We start from the raw sequence: 21,404 nt of genomic DNA, 5'->3' as shown, positions 1-21,404 counted from the left end.
TAAGCTTTTCAGCGCCGATGGTAGTTAGGGGCTGTCCCCTTGTGAGAGTAGGACGTCGCTAGGCAAAAGAAAGAACAGCTGTAATGGCTGTTCTTTTTTTGTTTGGCCATTTTTTATTTTTGTTTGGCGGACACCAGGTACGTTAATAGTACAAAAATGGGGTAAATGTTAATGTTTGAGGACACAGCTTCCGCTAATTCATTTATTTTCAGTGATTTCCTTGTGTTTTTTGATAATAGCGAACCCTGTGTCCGTATAGCCTCTAAAATAGATCATTTAATGAAAATAACGGATTCAGTGTCCGCACAAATCCCCTCAACTATCCATTTCTACAAAATTAACCAAAGCAAAAATAAAAAGCCCCAAATGGAGCCCACATTAAGAAAGTAATTCTGGATTTGTGATTTTTTTCAGCTGTTTTAAATAATACTTATATTTTGGATTGCTTGTATCTGTAGCAATTAAATCACTTTCGCAATCTGTACAGATAAAAGAAGTGTATAGATGTATGCCTCTTAATTTTGTTTGCTCGCAAATGACACACTTTTCCCCTATATGCTTCTTTGCTAATAGCGAACTCAATAACTCCACCTCCATACACCAATTCTGTCCTAATTTACCATGTTGTATACAATCCTTTGAAAATTCAATTAAAAAGATTACTTGATTACTAATGTATGATAAAAGATGAATTTGGTTGTATGTCTTATTCAATTCTTTCCCATTGGCTTTTGTATTAGAAAGTATCGCAGTTCACTTCTATTTGGTAAAATAGATGGGATGATGAACAATATATTTGGTGATTATAGATGAATCAAAATAAAATGCCTATATTTGACGCTTTAAAAGCTCATATCGAACGCAGCCCTGTCTCCTTTCATGTTCCTGGACATAAATATGGAGGCCTTCTTCCTGATGGAGTGAAGGGTTATTTTCAGGAATTATTAAAGCTCGATGCAACAGAGCTTAATGGACTGGATGATCTTCATTCTCCAGAAGGGATTATTTTAGAAGCTGAAGACCTGCTGTCCCACTTCCATGGCACAAAAAGAAGTTTTTTCTTAGTGAATGGCTCAACTGTTGGAAATTTGGCGATGATCATGGCCGCAATTGCAGAAGATGATACTGTGCTTGTCCAAAGAAATTGCCACAAGTCGGTTTTAAATGGAGTACAGCTTGCAAAGGCCCATCCTGTTTTTCTAGGTCCGGATTTCGATGAGGAATGGGGTGTCGCAGGTGGGATATCTCTTCAAACTGTGAAATTGGCTATGGATGAGTATCCTGATGCAAAGGCCATTATTCTTACATATCCCAATTACTATGGGATGGTTAATGATATAGAGGAAATCATTCAGTATTCTCATACTAAAGGGATTCCCGTTTTAATTGATGAGGCACATGGTGCTCATTTTGCAGGAAACGAAATATTCCCACGGTCAGCTGTGCAATTAAGGGCTGATATAGTTGTTCAGTCAGCTCATAAAACACTTCCTGCTATGACAATGGGAGCCTATCTTCATTTTAATAGTGAAATTCTTTCAGAAAGAAGAGTCAGTGACTATCTTCAAATCCTGCAATCCAGCAGCCCCTCCTATCCCATTATGGCGTCATTAGATATGGCGAGGCACTATTTGGCTGCTTATTCAAATGAGGATGCAAGTGATCTTCTTCTAAAGATAGCTGAATTTAGAAAGAAATTGCAGCAAATAAGGGGCATTCAAGTACTGGATTACCAAAATGGCAAAGGGGATCCGCTCAAAATAACGATTCAATCCACCACATCATTGAGTGGATATGATTTGCAGAGCTTGCTCGAGGGCATAGGAATCTTTGCTGAAATGGCTGACCCCTATAATGTACTGCTTGTTTTTCCTTTATTAAAAAAAGATATGGATTTTTCTATCGAAGAGATAATTAAGCGTTTTGAGACAGCTCTTCAACCGATCCCAAATACGCGGAGGAGCAAGATAGTAAACAGCATTGACAAACCGGGAATTTCAAAGCTGAGCTTAAGTGTGGAGGAGATGAGAAGCATAACAAGCCAATCCATCCCCTTGGAAGAAGCAGTCGGTCAAATAAGTGCACAATTGCTTATTCCTTATCCTCCGGGTATCCCATTATTATTTCCTGGGGAAAAAATTCGAACGGAAGATATCGATTTTATTAAATTACTGCTGAAAACAGGCGCCAGATTTCAAGGCGGAGACAGTTTAAAATCTGGAAGAATAGACATATTTCCCAAATAATTTAATATATTATGATTGAATCATCTTGGAGGTTAGCGATTTGAAAAAAGGTATTTTTATAACGATGGAGGGTCCTGATGGGGCTGGGAAAACAACCATCATTAACATGCTTGGCTCAAGACTAGAAGCAGAAGGCTATCAGGTTATGCAAACGAGAGAGCCGGGTGGAATTGATATTGCTGAGCAAATTCGAAATGTCATTCTGGACAAGAACAATACAAAAATGGACCCCCGAACCGAGGCCTTATTGTATGCGGCGGCACGAAGGCAGCATCTTGTTGAAAAAGTCATGCCAGCTCTTGAAAAAGGTTATGTTGTTTTATGCGATCGATTTATTGATAGCTCCCTAGCTTATCAAGGCTATGCGAGAGGATTAGGAATGGATGAAGTGTTTTCTATTAATCAATTCGCCATTGAGGGAATGATGCCCCAAGCGACGTTCTATTTTGATATTGAACCAGAGGCAGGTCTTGAAAGAATCAACCGGCACAAGGACCGGGAAGTCAATCGTCTTGATCTTGAAAATGTAGAATTTCACCACAATGTACGCGAAGGTTACTATAAGCTAATAGAAGGTCATCCTGAACGGATTTATAAGATAGATGCGTCTCAATCAATAGAAGAAGTTTATAAGGCAGCTGAAGAAAAGATAAAAGAGATAATCCATCAGGAAGAATAAATGGAGGAGGGTGACTATTTATATGCGTATCACCCTCTTTTTTGCACCCAAGAATTTAGTCATGATGGATAAAGCATGTTAGTTCGTTAAAAAATTGCTATAATGAATGTAGTAAGGTAATTTTAGAAAAGTGGAACAAATGAAAGGGGATGAGAGAATGAAACTAATATTAGCGGTTATTCAAGATCAAGACAGCAATAAATTAATGAATGCATTGGTAAATAATAATTTCCGGGCAACAAAACTTGCGAGTACTGGCGGCTTTCTAAAATCAGGGAATACAACCTTTATGATTGGAACAGAGGATATTCGTGTTGACAGGGCACTGCAAATTATTAAGGAAAATTGCAAATCGAGAGACCAGCTAGTGGCCCCTATCTCTCCCATGGGAGGAAATGCTGATTCATATGTTCCCTATCCAGTTGAGGTCGAGGTCGGCGGAGCAACCGTCTTTGTACTGCCAATTGAAAATTTCCAGCAGTTTTAATAGAATTTTATTATAAAGAATTAAAGTGGTGATGACAGTGGTCAAAACGTGGGAAGACCTAGAAAGCATGCAGCCTGTTGTTTTGAAAATGTTTAAAAATAGCATCTTGAAGGATAGGCTTGCCCACGCTTATTTGTTTGAAGGAATGAAAGGAACTGGCAAACGGGATGCCGGAAGTCTTTTAGCCAAAAGTGTTTTTTGCCACTCACCCATTCAATGCTATATGCCTTGTGAGGCTTGTGTAAACTGCAAAAGAATTAATAATGGGAATCATCCTGATGTTCATTTTGTTGAACCAGATGGACTGTCCATAAAGAAGGCTCAAATTCAGTCTCTTCAAGAGGAATTTTCGAAAACAGGTGTGGAATCCAGGAAAAAATTATATATGATTGTTCATGCTGATCGAATGACTGTAAATGCTGCCAACAGCTTACTTAAGTTTCTTGAAGAACCACATCCTCATACAATGGCGATTCTGATGACAGAGCAGGCACAGAAAATACTCCCTACTATTCTTTCTCGCTGTCAAACTATTTCATTTCAGACGTTATCACCTGAAAAAATGATTGAAAGTCTTAAACTAAATGGGGTATCGGCGCAAACGGCTCCATTAATTGCCCAACTTACCAATAATATAGATGAGGCAATTGAGTATAGTCAGGATGATTGGTTTGTACAAGCACAAAAAATAGTGTTAAAATTATATGAAGTGCTTAAGAAAAGTCCTTTAGAGGCGATGGTGGCTCTTCAGGATGATTGGTTTAAGCATTTTAAAGAGAAAGAACAGTTAGATATAGGTCTTGATTTATTACTTCTAATCTTTAAGGATTTATTATATATACAGCTCGGCAAGGAAGGTCAAATTGTTTATCTAAATGAGAAAGCACGGTTAGAACAGTTTGCGTTGCAATCCTCTAGCAGACAAGTATCGGAGCAGATGACAGCTATTTTGGAAGCAAAGAGGAAATTGCATGCAAATATGAATCCGCAGCTGTTAATGGAACAGCTTGTGTTGAAATTGCAGGAGGGGTCTTCATTTGTATGATGTAGTAGGAGTCCGCTTTAAAAAAGCGGGCAAGATATATTATTTTGATCCCGGCGGGCTAGAGATAGAGAGGGATGACTTTGTCATTGTGGAAACAGTCCGTGGTGTGGAATATGGCAAGGTTGTTGTTCCACCGAAAAAAGTGGATGAGCATGATGTCGTTCTGCCCTTAAAAAAGGTTCTGCGCATCGCGGATCAAAAGGATAAAATGATTGTCGAAGAAAATAAGCAGGCTGCGAAAGAAGCTTATGAGGTTTGCAGTGAAAAAGTTAGTACTCATCATTTAGATATGAAACTAGTTGATGTTGAATATACATTTGACCGAAATAAAGTCATCTTTTACTTTACGGCTGATGGAAGAGTAGACTTCCGGGAGCTCGTTAAGGATCTTGCAGCGATTTTCCGTACAAGAATAGAATTGCGTCAAATAGGTGTGAGGGATGAAGCAAAAATGCTAGGCGGCATTGGCCCTTGTGGAAGAATGCTATGCTGTTCTACTTTTCTAGGCGACTTCGATCCAGTGTCCATTAAGATGGCAAAGGACCAGAATCTCTCCCTGAACCCAACAAAAATATCTGGCTTATGCGGACGCCTGATGTGCTGTTTGAAATATGAAAATGATGAATATGAAGAAGCAAAAGCCCAGCTGCCTGACCTTGGTGAATGGATCCAGACACCAGAAGGTCCTGGCAAAGTAGTAGGGTTAAATATTTTAGAACGGGTGCTGCAAGTGGATGTAACGGCTGCTGAACGCGTACTTGAATATACTTTAGAAGAATTAGTAAAACAGGGTGCTGTATCAGTTCAATCCACAGATTAATGAGGTGGAAACGTGGATAAAAAAGAAATTTTTGATTCAGTAAGTAATATGGAAGCCCAAATTGGACAGTTATATCAACAGCTAGGTGAGTTAAAGCAGCATTTGGCAGAAATACTAGAAGAGAATAATGCTTTAAAGCTGGAAAACGAGCATTTAAGACGCCGTTTGGAATTAACGACAGATCAAGAAAAGACGACAGTAAAAAAGGGGTCGACAGCCGCCTCGTCGGTGGATTCCGCTGATTATAGAACAGCTGATATTGGAGAAGGCTATGATAATCTTGCCCGTCTTTATCAAGAGGGTTTTCACATATGTAACCTCCATTTTGGAAGCCCGCGAAAAGAGGGAGATTGCCTGTTTTGCTTGTCTTTTCTTAATAAGAAGTAATTTTTTGGCCTTCCTCTTAAAGGGAAGGCTATTTTTCACATGGAGGAAAGAAAATGGATATATTAAAAGGGGACGAGCGTTTAGATTATTTGCTTGCGGAGAATCTGCGTATTATTCAAAGCCCGACTGTGTTCTCCTTTTCACTTGACGCCGTTTTGCTTGCCAGGTTTGTTCATGTGCCGATTCAAAAGGGCCGATTAATCGATCTATGCAGTGGGAATGGTGTGATTCCGTTATTTTTGAGCATGAGATCAAAAGGCTCTATTGTAGGGGTTGAAATTCAGGAACGGCTTTTTGATATGGCAAAGAGAAGCATCGAATATAATCAATTGGAAGATCGGCTTCAGATGATACACGGGGATATTAAGGAGATCACAAAGGAGCTTGGCTTTGGAAAGTTTGATGTTGTTACTTGTAACCCGCCTTACTTTCCGACTCCCTCATCGGAAGAAATTAATGAGAACGAGCATTTAGCCATTGCCCGCCATGAAATTCTCTGTACACTGGAGGATTCGATAAAGGCTTCAAGCGATTTAGTTAAGCAGGGCGGAAAGGTAGCGTTTGTCCATCGGCCAGGAAGGCTCTTAGATATTGTGACACTGATGCGAAAATATAAATTGGAGCCAAAGAAAGTCCAATTTGTTTATCCGAAGCAAGGGAAGGAAGCAAATACATTATTAATAGAAGCAACTAAATACGGCAGTCCCGATTTAAAAATCCTGCCCCCTTTAATTGTCTACCAGGATAATAATGAATACACCCCTGAAATAAGGAAGATTTTATATGGAGAATAATCACCTTTTCTATGTGCTGCAGTGCAGGGATCATTCGTTGTATGCAGGCTATACGAATAATCTAGAAAAGCGGATCATGCTTCACAATGAAGGAAAAGGGGCAAAGTATACAAGGGGGAGAGGACCGGTCAGGCTTGTATTCTCAAAAGCGTACGATAATAAAAGTGATGCCTTAAAGGCAGAATATGAATTTAAGCAATGGCCGAGAAAAAAGAAAGAAGAATACCTCATTAATGAGACAGGTGGTACATATGTGGCAGCAAAAAAGCTTTGATAAGGAAGACAGTAAGGGAATTTTGTATTTAGTGCCGACCCCTATTGGGAATTTAGAGGATATGAGCTTTCGGGCGATACGTATAATGAAGGAAGCAGACTTTATTGCGGCTGAGGATACAAGAAATACGAAGAAGCTATGCAATTATTTTGAAATAGATACCCCGATCATTAGCTATCATGAACATAATAAAGCGGTGAGTGGAGAGAAATTATTAGAAAAATTGGCAGGTGGAGCGAAGATTGCGCTTGTGAGTGATGCTGGAATGCCAACGATTTCTGACCCAGGGTATGAGCTGGTCACTGCTGCAGTGGCGGAGAAATTGACAGTTGTTCCGCTTCCAGGTGCGAATGCGGCTTTAACTGCACTTATTGCATCAGGACTTAACCCGCAGCCCTTCTATTTCTATGGATTTTTAGAGCGGAAAAAGAAAACGAAAAGAAAAGAGCTTGAGGAGCTTTCAAAAATTACCGCCACTACGATTCTATACGAAGCCCCACATCGTTTGAAAGAAACCCTTACACTTATTGAAGAACAAATGGGGAATAGAAAGATCGTTCTTTGCCGCGAATTGACAAAAAAGTTTGAGGAGTTTATTCGCGGGACCGTGAAAGAGGCTTTAGAATGGGCAACATCTGAAGAAATTAGAGGAGAATTTGTTCTGATTCTTGAAGGTTCATCAGAGAAAGAGCAAGAAGAGGGAGAGATTTGGTGGGAGGATTTATCCATTGAGGCTCATGTGGAACATTATATGAATGATAGCGGAATGAATAGTAAAGAAGCGATTAAGCAAACAGCAGCCGACCGAGGCATGAATAAGAAAGAGGTTTACCATGCCTTTCATGTTAAATCAAATGAGAACGAAGAGTAAAAAAAGAAGCTTCTCTGCGCAGAGAAGCTTCTTTCTATTATTTTACAAGTTCAAATCGGTTTTGAATTTCACTTAATAATTGTTCTGCACCTTCACGGCTAACAATTAGCTTGCCATTAGCTAATTGGATGTTATCGTCAGAAACTTCCCCAGTTACTAGGCAAGTCATGTTTGGCTTGTATTTCTTAAGGATGATGCGATCGTCATCTACGTAGATTTCTAAAGCATCCTTTTCAGCAATATCCAATGTACGTCTTAATTCGATAGGAATAACCACGCGACCAAGTTCATCAACTTTACGAACAATACCTGTAGATTTCATATTAAAATTCTCCTCCCAAATCTTAAAATATATATTTCTATAATTGTACTTTCGCCAATATTCGACAAAATCTTTATTAATTCAATAATACCAGCGTTTCCCAAATACGTCAATTACTTTATTTTTAATTTAATTAGAAGTTTTTACCTAATCCTACAAAGGTGATAACATCAAGGTTTGCTGAAATTAAAACGAATTTCCATGTTCGTTTGGTGAAAATTTGAACCTTTTGGATATAAAATATTATTATTATCAAAAAAATAATATTCGACAAATATCAACAGGACTCACACCATTTAACATAATAAAATACGAGAAGGAATTTACTTTTATAGGGATAAAGGTTTCGCAAATAAATTGAGGCCCTTGTCAAAAAAGTCCATGCACAATTGCAAACAAGCCAGCGAATTCATTTCAGTTAAATCAAATAAGCGGTGTCACACAATTTTAGGCCTTCAGTCATTCTATATTTGTTGCACAAATACTAAATATTAGGTATATTTTGATGGTATAAGAGGTTATGCTGACTTAATGAGTCGGTTTGCCCACATAGGTTCTAATTATGATAAGAAGCCTATATTTGGCACGTATTTCAGTTTAATCTCGTCCATTGTAAGGTCGGGATTTTTTTAGCTAAAGAGGAGGGGATATTGTGGGAGGTAAAAAGACGTTTTATCTTACTACACCAATTTATTATCCAAGCGGAAATTTACATATAGGCCACGCCTATACAACGGTAGCTGGCGATGCAATGGCTCGCTACAAGCGTTTGCGCGGATTTGATGTCATGTATTTGACAGGTACGGATGAGCATGGTCAAAAGATCCAGGAAAAAGCGGAGGAAAGTGGAGTTACACCCCAAAGCTATGTAGATGAAATTGTCGAAGGAATTCAGGTGCTTTGGAAAAAGCTTGATATTTCCTATGATGATTTCATTCGCACAACACAGGATCGCCATAAAGAGGTTGTTCAAAAAATCTTTGCTCAATTATTAGAGCAAGGAGATATTTATCTTGGGGAATATGAAGGATGGTATTGTACGCCATGTGAATCGTATTTCACAGAGCGCCAGCTGAAAGACGGGAACTGTCCGGACTGCGGAAGACCCGTTAACAAAGTAAAGGAAGAATCCTACTTCTTTAAGGTAAGTAAATATGCAGACAGATTGCTGCAATATTACGAAGAGAATCCTTCGTTTATTCAGCCGGAATCGCGTAAAAATGAGATGATTAACAACTTCATTAAGCCAGGCTTAGAAGATCTTGCGGTTTCTAGAACAACCTTTAATTGGGGAATTGAAGTTCCTGGCAATCCGAAGCATGTCATTTATGTGTGGATTGATGCTTTATCGAACTATATTACAGCTTTAGGCTACGGAACAAAGGATCCATCCAAATACGAAAACTACTGGCCGGCAGACGTGCATTTGGTAGGAAAGGAAATTGTTCGTTTCCATACGATTTATTGGCCAATCATGCTGATGGCTTTAGATTTGCCCCTGCCTAAAAAAGTGTTTGCCCATGGCTGGTTATTAATGAAGGATGGCAAAATGTCCAAATCTAAAGGAAATGTCGTGGACCCTGTCACCTTAATTGACCGTTATGGTTTAGATGCATTGCGTTATTATTTATTGCGTGAAGTTCCATTTGGATCGGACGGTGTGTTTACACCGGAAGGCTTCGTAGAAAGAATTAATTTTGATCTTGCGAATGATTTAGGAAACTTGTTAAATCGGACGCTGGCAATGGTAGATAAGTATTTTGGCGGGGTAATTCCAAAATATACTGGCTCAAATAGTGAGTATGATCAGTCCTTGCTTCAAGCAAATAAGGAAACGGTTCAGAAATATGAAGAGGCAATGGAAAATATGGAGTTTTCCGTAGCTTTATCGACCATTTGGCAATTAGTGGCCAAATCGAATAAATATATCGATGAAACACAGCCATGGTCACTGGCAAAGGATGAGGCAAAGACTGCTGAACTTGAAAGTGTAATGGCACATTTAGCAGAATCGTTAAGAAGAATCGCTATTCTCATCCAGCCGTTTTTAACAAGAGCGCCAAAGGAAATCTTTGCGCAGCTGAATGTAAATGAAGACAGCTTAACGGCTTGGGAGAGTTTAGAAGGATTTGGTTTAATTCCGGAAGGGACAAAAATCGCCAAAGGCGATCCTATTTTCCCTCGTCTTGATTTAAATGAAGAGGTAGAGTATATCAAAACAAAAATGCAGGGTTCAACACCAAAAGTGGATGAAGTGAAACAAGAGGAAAAGCCTGACAGTGAGGAAATCACCATTGATGACTTTATGAAGGTTGATCTGCGGGTAGCACAGGTTATTCATGCAGAACCAGTAAAAAAGGCAGATAAACTCCTTAAGCTTCAGTTAGATTTAGGTTATGAAAAGCGGCAAGTCGTTTCTGGAATTGCTCAATTTTACAAACCAGAGGACCTTATCGGCAGGAAACTTATTTGCGTAACGAATTTAAAGCCTGTTAAACTTCGTGGAGAGCTTTCAGAAGGAATGATCCTTGCCGGAAGCAAGGACGGAGAACTATCACTAGCAACCATAGCTGAATCGCTTCCATTAGGGGCTAGGGTGAAATAAATGATTTATAACATAGAAATGTTTCACGTGTAACATTAAACGTCAAACATTTCTATGTTTTTCTTTTATAAAATAATAATTTCTCACAAGATTAACGATAATATCAATGATATGAACGTGAAAGTATGGAATTTGTTATTTTTCAATAATGAATAAAGTAAGGCAATGCTATATTTGGAAAGTTACCCACTGATTGTATCAATTGTTACATATATGAAAGAAATGTTACCAAAATATAATTTATGTAAAGAGGGGAATTTTTGATGTTTTTCGACACCCACGCACATTTAAATGCCGAACAATATAATGATGATCTAAGAGAGGTTATTGACAGAGCATTGGAAGAAGGAGTATTCCGTATGGTTGTTGTTGGCTTTGACCGTCCAACCATTGAAAAGGCAATGGAACTGACAGAGCAATATGAATTTATTTACGCAAGTATTGGCTGGCACCCGGTTGATGCCATCGATATGACTGACGAGGATCTCCAATGGATTGAGGAGCTCTCAAGTCACCCGAAGGTTGTAGCACTTGGCGAAATGGGGCTTGATTATCATTGGGACAAGTCTCCAAAGGAAATTCAGAAGGAAGTATTTAGAAAACAAATTCAACTGGCGAAAAAGGTAAAGCTGCCAATTGTCATTCATAATCGGGATGCAACAGCAGATATCGTAGCTATTTTGAAGGAAGAGGGAGCAAGTGAAGTCGGCGGGATCATGCATTGCTTCAGCGGCAGCCCAGAAACGGCCAAGGAATGTGTAGAGATGAATTTCTATATTTCACTTGGCGGACCTGTCACCTTTAAAAACGCGAAGAAACCGAAGGAAGTAGCGGAAGTTATCCCAATGGACAAGCTATTAATCGAGACAGACTGCCCATATTTAGCCCCTCATCCTTATCGCGGGAAGCGGAATGAGCCTAGCTATGTGAAACTAGTAGCAGAACAAATTGCAGAAATAAAAAAGATCCCAGTTGAAGAAGTCGCAAGAATAACAACCGAGAATGCCAAAAGAATATTCGGCATAATTTGATAAAGAATTTTGTCGATTTTCTAGGGTACTTGTCCTATTTTTTCCTAGTTCTAAAAAGTTCTACATTTCCTTGTCCCATCATAGGATAACCATGTCGATAAGTCTCTCTTTCCTTTCACAAAAAGATTTTGCATAATAGGAAATACGTTTAGGAGAGGGCGGTGCTAAAAAAAGGAAAGTGAGAGAGAGTTGACAAAACTGTAAGATAGTCTATATAATCACTCCGAGAGAAAAGGAGGCGTTTTTCATCGTATTTCAAAACATGAAAAACCTGTTTTCCGAGTCTTTGAGTAAGAAGAGAATTGTCATTATTACTACTAGTTTCATAGTTTTTGCAGCTGCTCTAGGCTTCTTTATATTCGAATCAACAAAGAAAACGGTGGCAATGACATTAGACGGTCAGGAAAAGGTCATTAAAACACATGCGGGAACGATTCAAGAGCTTTTTAATGATTTAGACATTTCTTTACGAAAAGAGGATTATGTGTCGGTATCTCTTGACACGAAGGTGAAGGACAATTTAGAGATTGTTTGGGAGCCGGCAAAACAGGTTCACATTGTGAAAGACAACGAGAAGAAAACGATTTGGACAGTGTCCAAAACAGTAGAAGAGCTTTTGAAAGAACAGGAGATTACGATAACTGATCATGATAAGGTTCAGCCAAATCTCGAAGAGCAAATAAAAAATAAACTTGAAATAGTTGTCAATAAAGCTTTTGCTTTAACATTGTCGGATGGCGGGAAAGAGCAACAGGTTTGGTCAACTTCGACTACGGTCGCTGACTTTTTATCACAGCAGGGGATTTCGCTAAACGAACTAGATCGTATTGCACCCGGAGCGGATACAGTTGTCAAAAAAGACGACAAAATCCAAATCATTCGAGTAGAAAAAGTCACCGATGTTGTGGAAGAACCAATTAAATTTGCTGTTGTAACAAAGAAGGACAGCAGCCTGGCTAAAGGTTCCGAAAAGATCGTTAATCAAGGCAAAGAGGGCTTATTAACGAAGGAATATGAAGTTGTATTAGAAAACGGCAAGGAAGTTTCAAGAACATTATTAAACGAGAAAACCGTTCAGGAAAAACAAGATAAAGTGGTTGCTGTTGGAACGAAGCCTTTAGCTGTTAATAGGGTTGCATCCCGCGGCGAAACAGGCGGGACGGAAATCTATGTGTCCTCAACGGCATATACAGCTCATTGTAACGGCTGTTCAGGCAAAACCGCGACAGGCATTAATCTGCGTGCTAATCCCGATGCGAAGGTGATTGCAGTAGATCCTAGAGTCATCCCTTTAGGCACGAAAGTTTATGTAGAGGGCTACGGGTATGCGATTGCTGCGGATACCGGCTCTGCTATTAAAGGAAACAAAATCGATGTGTTTTTTGCTACTAAGGGAGAAGCTTATCGCTGGGGACGCAAAACAGTGAAAATTAGAATCTTAAATTAAATTTTTTCAAAGTGCAGGGGACCCCTAAATCCTCTGCATTTTTTCTTTTTTTCTTTCTTTCGACTTTTCATATATAATTAAAATCGTTATTTAACCAATCATATATACAGACGTATAAGGTTACAAAAATGTTTCAACTTTTTCTCAAATATTTTATTTTTATTTTAAATGTCTCTAAATGTCTCTAAATGAAATGTGGAACCAGATAACAGGAGGGTTTATGAAAATAAAAGAAATCATCGTGGTCGAAGGGAAGGATGATACGACTGCGATTAAAAACGCACTCGATGCGGATACAATTGAAACAAATGGCTCTGCCATCAATCAAGAAACATTAGAAAAAATAAAGCTTGCCCAAAAGACAAGAGGGGTCATTGTATTTACTGATCCAGATTATCCGGGGAAGAAAATCCGTCATACAATCAAAGAGCATGTACCTGGCTGCAAGCATGCATTTATAGAAAAAAAGGATGCTTTACATAAATACGGGAAGGGTGTTGGTGTCGAACACGCTTCCCCTGAGATGATACGGCAGGCTCTTCGCGAGGCCCACCTCATGCATGAAGAGGTGAAGGAAGTCATCACTCAAGAGGACTTGCTTGCTGCTGGCCTAATTGGCGGCACCGGAGCAAGAGAAAGAAGAGAGAAGCTAGGAAGGCTTTTAAAAATTGGATTTACAAATGGAAAGCAGCTGCATAAAAGTTTGATGATGTTCCAAATTAGCAAAGAAGAGTTTGCGGCGGCTATTCAGGCGATCCTTCAGGAGGAAGAACATGCATAAAGATATAGCAACCCCGGTAAGAACCCGTGCTATCCTTGAAAAATACGGGTTTTCCTTTAAAAAGAGCTTAGGACAAAATTTTTTAATTGATACGAATATTCTCAGAAGAATTGTCGATCATGCCGAGTTAACAGAAGAATCGGCAGCGATTGAAATTGGCCCTGGGATTGGTGCTTTAACAGAGCAGCTGGCGAAAAGAAGCAAAAAGGTAGTGGCTTTTGAAATTGATCAGCGGCTATTGCCGATTTTACAAGACACCCTTTCCCCTTATTCGAATACAAAGATCATTCATGAGGATGTACTGAAAGCGGATGTAAGAGGAATGATTGAATCAGAATTAGCGGGAATGGATGATATCATGGTTGTTGCTAATCTTCCCTATTACGTGACAACGCCGATTATTATGAAGCTGCTTGAAGACAAGCTGCCAATCAGGGGAATTGTTTGTATGCTTCAAAAAGAGGTGGCAGACCGAATTTCTGCTAAGCCGGGTACAAAAGATTACGGATCCCTTTCCATCGCGATTCAATACTATACAGAGGCTGAGACGGTTATGATTGTTCCGAAAACCGTATTTATTCCCCAGCCGAATGTCGATTCGGCTGTTATTCGTTTAACGAAACGGAAGGAACCGGCTGTTTCCGTCCAGAATGAGGAATTCTTTTTTCAAATTATTAGGGCAAGCTTTGCGCAAAGGCGAAAAACCTTATTAAATAACTTAACAAGCTATTTGCCGGATGGGAAACAAAAGAAGGAAGACATTCTTGCTGCATTAGAGCAAGCAGAAATTGAACCTGGCCGTAGAGGGGAAACGTTATCCATTGAGGAGTTTGCCCGGTTAAGTGACCATTTAGCTGCCATATTTTCTTAAGACTCGCCATTGGCGGGTCTTTTGTGCAGAAAAGGGTTTTATTAAAGCACATGTTTTTAGACGGATGCATAATTTATGAGAGAACTAGACTATATTCTTTAGAAGGCCTCCATGCATTGGCAGTTTTAGGGTGCCATATGAGGCTTGATGGGGCTAATTGGAGTGACTTTAGTTGAACATAAATATTATGGATATTGTCGGGAGGGTTTCATACCATTGTGATATTCTGTTTCGGGTCATCGATTTTCGAGAACAGAATGGGCAGAAACATGCCATCCTTTATGGGGAAGACATTCGGCTAATTGCAGACGCGCCTATTGAGGATTTAATTACGATTAGTCCATCGACAAGGGCAAAGATGGCTGAAGAGTATCATTCCATGGAAGAGCAGTCTCTCCAGCTATTCCGTCAGGATGTCGAGCTGATCAAGCAAAGACAAGAGTATGAAGCAACAGACGGCTACAGCAAATCATTGAGCTACTTTCAAATGCCTGGAAGAGTCCTCCATCTTGATGGGGATCCGGCTTATTTAGAAAAATGCTTAAATTTATATGAAAAAATAGGTGTTCCAGTGACTGGCATACATTGCAATGAAAAGGAGATGCCGCTGAAGATTGGGCAGCTAATAGATTACTATAGACCAGATATTCTTGTGATCACCGGCCACGATGCCTATTCAAAGGCAAAGGGGAAGAAGACAGATATTAATGCTTATCGCCATTCTAAACAATTTGCACAAACAGTTAGAGAAGCAAGAAAGAAAGTCCCGCATTTAGATCAGCTAGTCATTTTTGCAGGCGCATGCCAATCCCATTTTGAATCCATCATTCACGCAGGCGCTAATTTTGCCAGCTCCCCATACAGAGTGAATATTCATGCACTAGACCCGGTGTATATTGTGGCAAAAATCAGTTTTACCCCTTTTATGGAGCGAATAAATGTATGGGATGTTTTGCGCAATACCCTAACAGGAGAAAAGGGCCTAGGCGGAATCGAAACAAAGGGAGTTTTGAGAACAGGCATGCCATTTAATAGTGAACATCATCATGAGTCTTAATTGATAAACCGTTCTTAATTGGGGCGGTTTGTTTTTTTCTGTGTGGAAATTAATTGTCGTTGGTTTCAGCAGAACTTGTCCTTTATGTACGAAGTAATAACCAGCGCAGAGAAATGAAGCCAACGACATTTATACATTCTAGGTTGCATGCAGGATTTTTATAGAAAAAGTTGGCATATTTCTTTGAAAATAGCATACATATTCTAAGATGAAGAAGGATAAGCTAAAAATGTTGAAAAATAGAAGAAATTGTGGACGAAAATATATTGACAATCTTTTTTAAAGACTGTTATAATTTATATTTTTATTTGACTCCACTGTGTCAGTGTGATATACTTAACATAGTGAGGTGGAACGAATGGCAAAAACATTATTGGATATCAAAAAAGCTCTTGATTCAAACCTTGGGAAAAGATTATTACTCAAGGCTAACGGTGGAAGAAGGAAGACGATTGAGCGTTCAGGTGTTTTAGCAGAAACGTACCCTTCTGTATTTGTGATTGAGCTGGACCAGGATGAAAATGCGTTTGAGCGCGTATCCTACAGCTACGCAGATGTACTTACAGAAACTGTTCAAATTACATTCTACGAAGATACAACAGGACGAGTTGCTTTAAATTAACATAAATTTTTTTTGCACCAAAGCGGCGAACAAATGTTTGTCGCTGTTTTTCTGCAAAAAAAACGCTTTAACCCTAATGTTTAAACATGGAACGTTCATACTATAATTATCGCAGTGTGAAAGGAGATGTTAATCATAGGCAGGCGAAAAGGGATTATGACGGAAGGCTTTAAAGAGGAGCTAGCAAAGGAACTTGGCTTTTACGATGTTGTGCAAAAGGATGGCTGGGGCGGCATTACGGCAAAGGATGCTGGAAATATGGTTAAACGTGCAGTCGAAATTGCGCAGCAAGGCCTAAAGAATAATCGGTAATCTTTTGAAGCTTAACGTAAACTGTATATATAACAGATTGTGATTAATAACGAAATGGATTCACTGCGATGTGCCGGGGCTAATGCTCCGGCACTTTTTTTAAAGAAATTTTGATAAAAAGAATAACTTTTTATGAAGAAAGTCTAATCAGGACGTCTTACTTTTGTTGTTTTGTGGTAAAATAGGACAAAAAATGGAGACGTTTTGTCAAAGTAGGTGAAAATATTGAAGATCTTAGTAAAGGCACCGGCTAAAATTAATTTATCTTTGGATGTCTTGCATAAACGTGAGGACGGCTTTCATGAAGTTGAGATGATTATGACAACCATTGATTTAGCCGATCGCCTTGAATTAACATTATTAGAGCAAGAGGACATCAAGATCATATCCCATAACCGTTTTGTACCGGATGATCAGAGAAATCTTGCTTATCAAGCGGCGCTTCTTTTAAAAGAGCGGTTTCAGGTGAAAAAGGGAGTCGCGATTACGATTGAAAAGGCCATCCCAGTCGCTGCTGGGCTTGCCGGTGGGAGCAGTGATGCTGCTGCTGTATTAAGAGGGCTGAATAAGCTTTGGGGTCTTGGATTAAGTTTAGATGAACTCGCTGTGATTGGTGCGGAGATTGGCTCGGATGTTTCATTCTGCGTTTACGGAGGAACGGCCCTTGCAACTGGAAGAGGAGAAGTGATTAAAGAACTTCCTGCAGCGCCGACTTGCTGGGTCATATTGGCTAAACCCTTTATCGGGGTGTCAACAGCAGATGTGTATCGCAGACTTCAATTAGATGGAGTGAACCACCCGAAAACAAAAGAAATGATCCAGGCAATAGAAGCTGGAAGTTATGGACAGGTTTGCGGCCTAGTTGGAAATGTGCTGGAGGACGTGACCTTCCGGCTGCATCCTGAGGTAGCCCAAATTAAAGAGCAGATCAGAAGATTTGGTGCTGACGCTGTTTTGATGAGCGGCAGTGGGCCGACTGTATTCGGACTTGTTCGCCATGACTCTAGAATGCAGCGAATTTATAACGGTTTGAGAGGATTCTGTGATCAGGTATTCGCGGTAAGAATGCTTGGAGAACGACATAGACTTGATTAAATCCGTATGATAATGGTATATTAACAATAGAATATTCGGATTTGGGGGTCCTATGATGAAGTTTCGTCGAAGTGAGCGTTTAATTGATATGACGAATTATTTATTAGAACATCCAAGACAATTGGTTTCATTAACTTATTTCTCTGAAAGATATAAATCAGCTAAATCCTCCATCAGTGAAGACTTAGCGATCATTAAGGATACATTTGAACAACGGGGAATTGGAACGTTACAAACGGTTCCGGGTGCAGCAGGCGGTGTGAAATTTCATGTTAAAGTTTCGAATGAGGAAGCAAAATCATTTATTTCGGAGCTTTGTGAGTTAATTGCCAGCCCTGATCGGTTACTGCCTGGTGGTTATTTATACATGACTGATATAATAGGAAATCCCTCTATTGTAAATCGCGTCGGGCGTTTATTTGCTTCGGCTTTTGAATCAACGCCCATTGATGTTGTCATGACTGTAGCAACGAAGGGGATTTCTTTAGCTTATGCAGTAGCCAATTATTTAAATGTCCCTGTTGTCATAGTGAGAAAGGACAGTAAAGTTACAGAAGGCTCAACGGTCAGTATTAATTATGTATCTGGATCATCCAGCAGATTATCAACGATGATGCTTTCAAAGAGAAGCTTAGCAGAAGGTTCTAGAGTGCTTATTGTCGATGACTTCATGAGAGGCGGAGGCACCATCAATGGAATGGTCAGCATGCTAGAGGAATTTAAAGCGTATGTTGCGGGCATAGCTGTTTTAGTGGAAGCAGAAAAGGCAGAGGAACGTCTCGTGGATGAATATTTATCTCTCCTGCGACTATCAGATGTGGATGAAAAGGAAAAGAAGATCAATGTGAATGAAGGTAATTATTTTAATAAATAAATGATTATCAAATTATATTTGAGGGGGATACAAATATGAAATATGTTCAAACTGCAAGTGCACCAGCGGCGATTGGTCCGTATTCACAAGGAATCATCGTAAACAACTTATTTTACAGCTCAGGTCAAATTCCGTTAACGGCTGAGGGGGCCCTTGTGGAAGGAGACGTTATCGCTCAAACTCATCAAGTATTCAAAAATCTCCAAGCTGTACTTGAAGAGGCAGGCGCGTCTTTAGAAACAGTTGTAAAGGCAACCGTATTTATTAAAAACATGGACGAATTTGGTGCTATTAATGAAGTATACGGTGAATACTTCCATACTCATAAGCCCGCACGCTCTTGTGTGGAAGTTGCCCGCTTGCCTAAGGATGTTTTAATAGAAATTGAAGTAGTAGCTCTTGTAAAATAGAAGATAAAATAAAAAAACAAGCCCGCTAAAATTCACGGGCTTGTTTTTTTATTTAGGTACAAAGCTCGTAGTTCGGATATTTTTGTTATTTATTGTATAAATTTTAGTATAAAAGTCATAATGGATATGGGGTATTAAATAGAACTTTATCATTTGGAATAAAAGATTCTAAAAATTTTTTCGATTCAAGCAGGAAAAACTGAGGATATGTGGAATTAAATAGAGTAAGATGTGTATCTTCTAGAAAAGGTGGTGAACAGAATGGAAGTAACTGACGTAAGATTGCGCCGCGTTAATACAGATGGCCGTATGAGGGCGATTGCCTCTATTACTTTAGATCATGAATTTGTTGTTCACGATATTCGAGTAATCGATGGGAATAATGGATTGTTTGTTGCAATGCCTAGCAAACGTACTCCGGATGGCGAGTTTAGGGATATTGCTCACCCTATTAACTCAGGAACACGGGGGAAAATCCAAGAGGCTGTATTATCAGAATACCACCGCTTAGGTGAATTAGAAGTTGAATTTGAAGAAGCGGGAGCTTCCTAATAATAAACAACTAGAGCCTACTTCATAAGTAAGGCTCTTTTTTTGTTGTTGATTGTATGTGGCCTCCCTCTCCTAATTCCCCATTTCACATCATTTCAAACCTATCATTTCTATGAAAAAGCTCTGCAATCTTCCACTAACCTTCCTTCAAATGGAAATCATTCGATATTTATCGTGTAAAAAATATGTAGTTTTTTGTCATTCCTTGAAATAAGACCGTTAATAAGATATATTTTTAAATGGACAAAAAGGTTTTTAGAAAGAAAAATGCGGATGGAATGAACATCTAATGTATTCGTAAATAAGTGAGTAAACCAATATAATGATAAAGGAGTATTGGGGGCTTCACGCTGCCTTAATTTGTTCCGAAGGCGCTTGCGCTTTTCTAGAAATGGGCGATATTATATATTTCACTTGAAATGGAGGCCTGTCTGTGTATAATCGTTATGCGGTCATCTTAGCCGCGGGCCAAGGGACGAGAATGAAGTCTAAGCTTTATAAAGTCCTGCATCCTGTGTGTGGAAAGCCGATGGTTCAACATGTGGTTGATCAAGTATCGAAGCTTAATATAGAAGAAATTGTAACAATCATTGGCCATGGGGCAGAATTGGTACAGGCACAGCTCGGTGATCACATTAAGTATGCACTGCAGAAGGAACAGCTAGGAACGGCTCATGCTGTCATGCAGGCAAAGGAAATGCTTGATGGAAAAGAAGGCGTCACGATTGTCGTTTGTGGAGATACTCCGCTCATCACACATGAAACAATGGAGGCCCTTTATAAACACCACGAGGACAAAGGTGCTAAAGCAACGGTACTGACTGCTTGGGCCGACAATCCTGCTGGCTATGGACGCATCGTCCGAAATGAAAGCGGACATGTTGAGAAAATAGTTGAGCATAAAGACGCAACAGAAGAAGAACGAAAGATTCAAGAAATTAATACGGGTACTTATTGCTTTGATAATCAAGCTTTATTTCAAGCCTTAAGTCAGGTAAGTAATGATAATGTCCAGGGCGAATACTATTTGCCGGATGTGATTGAGATTTTGAAGAATGAAGGATCTTCTATAGCCGCTTTCCAATCAGCTGAATTTGAGGAGACTCTTGGTGTGAATGACAGGGTTGCTCTTTCTGAGGCAGAACGATTGATGAGAAAGAGAATAAATGAGTTCCATATGCGAAATGGCGTATCAATCATCGACCCATCCAATACGTATATTGATTGTGATATTTCGATTGGAATGGATACGGTCATATACCCTGGCACAATTATTTCTGGCAAAACAGCGATCGGATCTAATTGTGTCATTGGTCCTCACAGTGAGATTTCAGATTGTACAGTTGGTGATCATACGACAATCAGACAATCTGCAGCCTTTGACAGTCAAATTGGTTCCGATGTCCAAATTGGGCCATTTGCCCATATCCGTCCGAAATCTGACATACATGGGCATGTGAAAATTGGAAACTTTGTTGAAGTGAAGAAAGCTGTTTTCGGTGAGGGAAGTAAGGCATCTCATCTAAGCTATATAGGGGATGCTGAAGTCGGCCGCGATGTAAATATTGGCTGCGGAACGATTACAGTTAATTACGATGGGAAGAATAAATACTTAACAAAGATAGAAGATGGAGTTTTCGTAGGCTGCAATTCTAATCTCGTGGCACCAGTAACCATTGGGGAAAACGCCTATGTTGCAGCGGGTTCAACGATAACGGAGGATGTTCCTGGAGGGGCTTTATCCATTGCAAGGGCGCGTCAAGTAAATAAAGAGAATTATGCAGAAAAATTAAATGGCAAGAAATAATTCAGGTGGAGGCTT

The 21,404-nt window shown here is 39.5% G+C and carries 24 protein-coding genes; 22 read left to right on the top strand and 2 right to left on the bottom strand.

Going from position 1 to position 21,404, the window contains the following annotated elements; all coding sequences use genetic code 11:
* Positions 1 to 378: 378 nt before the first annotated feature.
* Positions 379 to 582, bottom strand: a complete 204-nt coding sequence (locus AR328_RS21815; protein ID WP_066302031.1) for a sigma factor G inhibitor Gin — start codon at positions 580 to 582, stop codon at positions 379 to 381.
* A 227-nt stretch (positions 583 to 809) separates the two neighbouring features.
* Between AR328_RS21815 and AR328_RS21810 the strand changes: the two genes are divergently transcribed.
* From AR328_RS21810 to rsmI, 9 genes are all read left to right on the top strand, one after another.
* Positions 810 to 2,246: an aminotransferase class I/II-fold pyridoxal phosphate-dependent enzyme gene (locus AR328_RS21810; protein WP_066302029.1), complete on the top strand. Its 1,437-nt coding sequence runs from the start codon at positions 810 to 812 to the stop codon at positions 2,244 to 2,246.
* Positions 2,247 to 2,286: 40 nt separating this feature from the next.
* Positions 2,287 to 2,925, top strand: coding sequence for a dTMP kinase (tmk, locus tag AR328_RS21805; protein ID WP_066302026.1), 639 nt, complete (start codon positions 2,287 to 2,289; stop codon positions 2,923 to 2,925).
* A 157-nt stretch (positions 2,926 to 3,082) separates the two neighbouring features.
* Positions 3,083 to 3,412, top strand: a complete 330-nt coding sequence (locus AR328_RS21800) for a cyclic-di-AMP receptor (protein ID WP_066302020.1) — start codon at positions 3,083 to 3,085, stop codon at positions 3,410 to 3,412.
* 37 nt (positions 3,413 to 3,449) lie between these two features.
* A complete protein-coding gene (gene holB, locus AR328_RS21795; RefSeq protein WP_066302017.1) occupies positions 3,450 to 4,457 on the top strand; it encodes a DNA polymerase III subunit delta' in 1,008 nt (335 codons plus the stop codon).
* Complete coding sequence (locus AR328_RS21790) at positions 4,450 to 5,277, top strand: PSP1 domain-containing protein (protein ID WP_066302014.1); 828 nt, start codon at positions 4,450 to 4,452, stop codon at positions 5,275 to 5,277. Before holB ends, AR328_RS21790 begins: the two co-directional genes overlap by 8 nt.
* A gap of 12 nt (positions 5,278 to 5,289) precedes the next feature.
* Positions 5,290 to 5,664: a DNA replication initiation control protein YabA gene (gene yabA, locus AR328_RS21785; RefSeq protein ID WP_066302011.1), complete on the top strand. Its 375-nt coding sequence runs from the start codon at positions 5,290 to 5,292 to the stop codon at positions 5,662 to 5,664.
* Positions 5,665 to 5,717: 53 nt separating this feature from the next.
* Positions 5,718 to 6,458 carry a tRNA1(Val) (adenine(37)-N6)-methyltransferase gene (locus AR328_RS21780; RefSeq protein ID WP_066302008.1) on the top strand — a complete coding sequence of 247 codons (741 nt, stop codon included), beginning with the start codon at positions 5,718 to 5,720 and terminating at the stop codon, positions 6,456 to 6,458.
* Complete coding sequence (locus AR328_RS21775; protein ID WP_066302003.1) at positions 6,448 to 6,732, top strand: GIY-YIG nuclease family protein; 285 nt, start codon at positions 6,448 to 6,450, stop codon at positions 6,730 to 6,732. Before AR328_RS21780 ends, AR328_RS21775 begins: the two co-directional genes overlap by 11 nt.
* Positions 6,710 to 7,603, top strand: coding sequence for a 16S rRNA (cytidine(1402)-2'-O)-methyltransferase (rsmI, locus tag AR328_RS21770; protein ID WP_066301998.1), 894 nt, complete (start codon positions 6,710 to 6,712; stop codon positions 7,601 to 7,603). Before AR328_RS21775 ends, rsmI begins: the two co-directional genes overlap by 23 nt.
* 37 nt (positions 7,604 to 7,640) lie before the next feature.
* Here rsmI and AR328_RS21765 read toward each other — a convergent pair whose 3' ends face one another.
* Positions 7,641 to 7,925, bottom strand: coding sequence for an AbrB/MazE/SpoVT family DNA-binding domain-containing protein (locus tag AR328_RS21765; protein WP_066301993.1), 285 nt, complete (start codon positions 7,923 to 7,925; stop codon positions 7,641 to 7,643).
* 652 nt (positions 7,926 to 8,577) lie between these two features.
* On the opposite strand from AR328_RS21765, the gene metG reads away from it, so the two are divergent.
* The 13 genes from metG (at position 8,578) to glmU (ending at position 21,389) form a co-directional block, all read left to right on the top strand.
* Positions 8,578 to 10,530: a methionine--tRNA ligase gene (gene metG, locus AR328_RS21760; RefSeq protein ID WP_442854478.1), complete on the top strand. Its 1,953-nt coding sequence runs from the start codon at positions 8,578 to 8,580 to the stop codon at positions 10,528 to 10,530.
* A 263-nt stretch (positions 10,531 to 10,793) separates the two neighbouring features.
* Positions 10,794 to 11,561, top strand: a complete 768-nt coding sequence (locus tag AR328_RS21755; protein ID WP_066301989.1) for a TatD family hydrolase — start codon at positions 10,794 to 10,796, stop codon at positions 11,559 to 11,561.
* 262 nt (positions 11,562 to 11,823) lie between these two features.
* Positions 11,824 to 13,008 carry a G5 and 3D domain-containing protein gene (locus AR328_RS21750; protein WP_066301987.1) on the top strand — a complete coding sequence of 395 codons (1,185 nt, stop codon included), beginning with the start codon at positions 11,824 to 11,826 and terminating at the stop codon, positions 13,006 to 13,008.
* Between the two features lie 220 nt (positions 13,009 to 13,228).
* Positions 13,229 to 13,789 (top strand): ribonuclease M5, encoded by a 561-nt coding sequence (rnmV, locus tag AR328_RS21745; RefSeq protein ID WP_066301985.1) that lies wholly within the window; start codon positions 13,229 to 13,231, stop codon positions 13,787 to 13,789.
* Positions 13,782 to 14,660: a 16S rRNA (adenine(1518)-N(6)/adenine(1519)-N(6))-dimethyltransferase RsmA gene (gene rsmA / locus AR328_RS21740; RefSeq protein WP_066301982.1), complete on the top strand. Its 879-nt coding sequence runs from the start codon at positions 13,782 to 13,784 to the stop codon at positions 14,658 to 14,660. Before rnmV ends, rsmA begins: the two co-directional genes overlap by 8 nt.
* 172 nt (positions 14,661 to 14,832) lie before the next feature.
* Entirely contained in the window at positions 14,833 to 15,717 is an 885-nt protein-coding gene (gene yabG / locus AR328_RS21735) for a sporulation peptidase YabG (RefSeq protein ID WP_066301979.1), read from the top strand.
* Positions 15,718 to 16,075: 358 nt separating this feature from the next.
* Positions 16,076 to 16,339 (top strand): biofilm formation stimulator Veg, encoded by a 264-nt coding sequence (gene veg, locus AR328_RS21730; protein WP_057776771.1) that lies wholly within the window; start codon positions 16,076 to 16,078, stop codon positions 16,337 to 16,339.
* A gap of 135 nt (positions 16,340 to 16,474) precedes the next feature.
* Entirely contained in the window at positions 16,475 to 16,651 is a 177-nt protein-coding gene (locus AR328_RS21725; protein ID WP_082677350.1) for a small, acid-soluble spore protein, alpha/beta type, read from the top strand.
* A gap of 225 nt (positions 16,652 to 16,876) precedes the next feature.
* Entirely contained in the window at positions 16,877 to 17,746 is an 870-nt protein-coding gene (ispE, locus tag AR328_RS21720) for a 4-(cytidine 5'-diphospho)-2-C-methyl-D-erythritol kinase (RefSeq protein ID WP_066301971.1), read from the top strand.
* Positions 17,747 to 17,801: 55 nt separating this feature from the next.
* The gene (gene purR / locus AR328_RS21715) at positions 17,802 to 18,620 is read left to right on the top strand and encodes a pur operon repressor (protein WP_066301969.1); all 819 of its coding nucleotides are present in this window, start codon (positions 17,802 to 17,804) and stop codon (positions 18,618 to 18,620) included.
* 35 nt (positions 18,621 to 18,655) lie between these two features.
* Positions 18,656 to 19,030 carry a RidA family protein gene (locus AR328_RS21710; protein WP_066301967.1) on the top strand — a complete coding sequence of 125 codons (375 nt, stop codon included), beginning with the start codon at positions 18,656 to 18,658 and terminating at the stop codon, positions 19,028 to 19,030.
* 261 nt (positions 19,031 to 19,291) lie between these two features.
* Positions 19,292 to 19,582 (top strand): septation regulator SpoVG, encoded by a 291-nt coding sequence (gene spoVG / locus AR328_RS21705; protein WP_053479353.1) that lies wholly within the window; start codon positions 19,292 to 19,294, stop codon positions 19,580 to 19,582.
* Positions 19,583 to 20,015: 433 nt separating this feature from the next.
* Positions 20,016 to 21,389, top strand: a complete 1,374-nt coding sequence (gene glmU / locus AR328_RS21700; protein ID WP_066301965.1) for a bifunctional UDP-N-acetylglucosamine diphosphorylase/glucosamine-1-phosphate N-acetyltransferase GlmU — start codon at positions 20,016 to 20,018, stop codon at positions 21,387 to 21,389.
* Positions 21,390 to 21,404: the final 15 nt, after the last annotated feature.

The sequence above is a fragment of the Bacillus sp. FJAT-29937 genome (assembly GCF_001509555.1).
Taxonomy (GTDB): Bacteria; Bacillota; Bacilli; order Bacillales; family Cytobacillaceae; genus Cytobacillus.
The sequence above is the reverse complement of the archived record's forward strand: the minus strand, read 5'-3'. Positions and strand labels throughout refer to the sequence as shown.

Bases quoted from the DNA above. Each gene is read 5' to 3' on its own strand.
- AR328_RS21780 (WP_066302008.1), top strand. From the start codon at position 5,718: ATGGATATATTAAAAGGGGACGAGCGTTTAGATTATTTGCTTGCGGAG.
- rsmA (WP_066301982.1), top strand. From the start codon at position 13,782: ATGCATAAAGATATAGCAACCCCGGTAAGAACCCGTGCTATCCTTGAA.
- AR328_RS21775 (WP_066302003.1), top strand. From the start codon at position 6,448: ATGGAGAATAATCACCTTTTCTATGTGCTGCAGTGCAGGGATCATTCG.
- rsmI (WP_066301998.1), top strand. From the start codon at position 6,710: ATGTGGCAGCAAAAAAGCTTTGATAAGGAAGACAGTAAGGGAATTTTG.
- AR328_RS21755 (WP_066301989.1), top strand. From the start codon at position 10,794: ATGTTTTTCGACACCCACGCACATTTAAATGCCGAACAATATAATGAT.
- AR328_RS21765 (WP_066301993.1), bottom strand. From the start codon at position 7,925: ATGAAATCTACAGGTATTGTTCGTAAAGTTGATGAACTTGGTCGCGTG.
- AR328_RS21810 (WP_066302029.1), top strand. From the start codon at position 810: ATGAATCAAAATAAAATGCCTATATTTGACGCTTTAAAAGCTCATATC.
- spoVG (WP_053479353.1), top strand. From the start codon at position 19,292: ATGGAAGTAACTGACGTAAGATTGCGCCGCGTTAATACAGATGGCCGT.
- rnmV (WP_066301985.1), top strand. From the start codon at position 13,229: ATGAAAATAAAAGAAATCATCGTGGTCGAAGGGAAGGATGATACGACT.
- AR328_RS21750 (WP_066301987.1), top strand. From the start codon at position 11,824: ATGAAAAACCTGTTTTCCGAGTCTTTGAGTAAGAAGAGAATTGTCATT.
- AR328_RS21710 (WP_066301967.1), top strand. From the start codon at position 18,656: ATGAAATATGTTCAAACTGCAAGTGCACCAGCGGCGATTGGTCCGTAT.
- veg (WP_057776771.1), top strand. From the start codon at position 16,076: ATGGCAAAAACATTATTGGATATCAAAAAAGCTCTTGATTCAAACCTT.
- AR328_RS21800 (WP_066302020.1), top strand. From the start codon at position 3,083: ATGAAACTAATATTAGCGGTTATTCAAGATCAAGACAGCAATAAATTA.
- purR (WP_066301969.1), top strand. From the start codon at position 17,802: ATGAAGTTTCGTCGAAGTGAGCGTTTAATTGATATGACGAATTATTTA.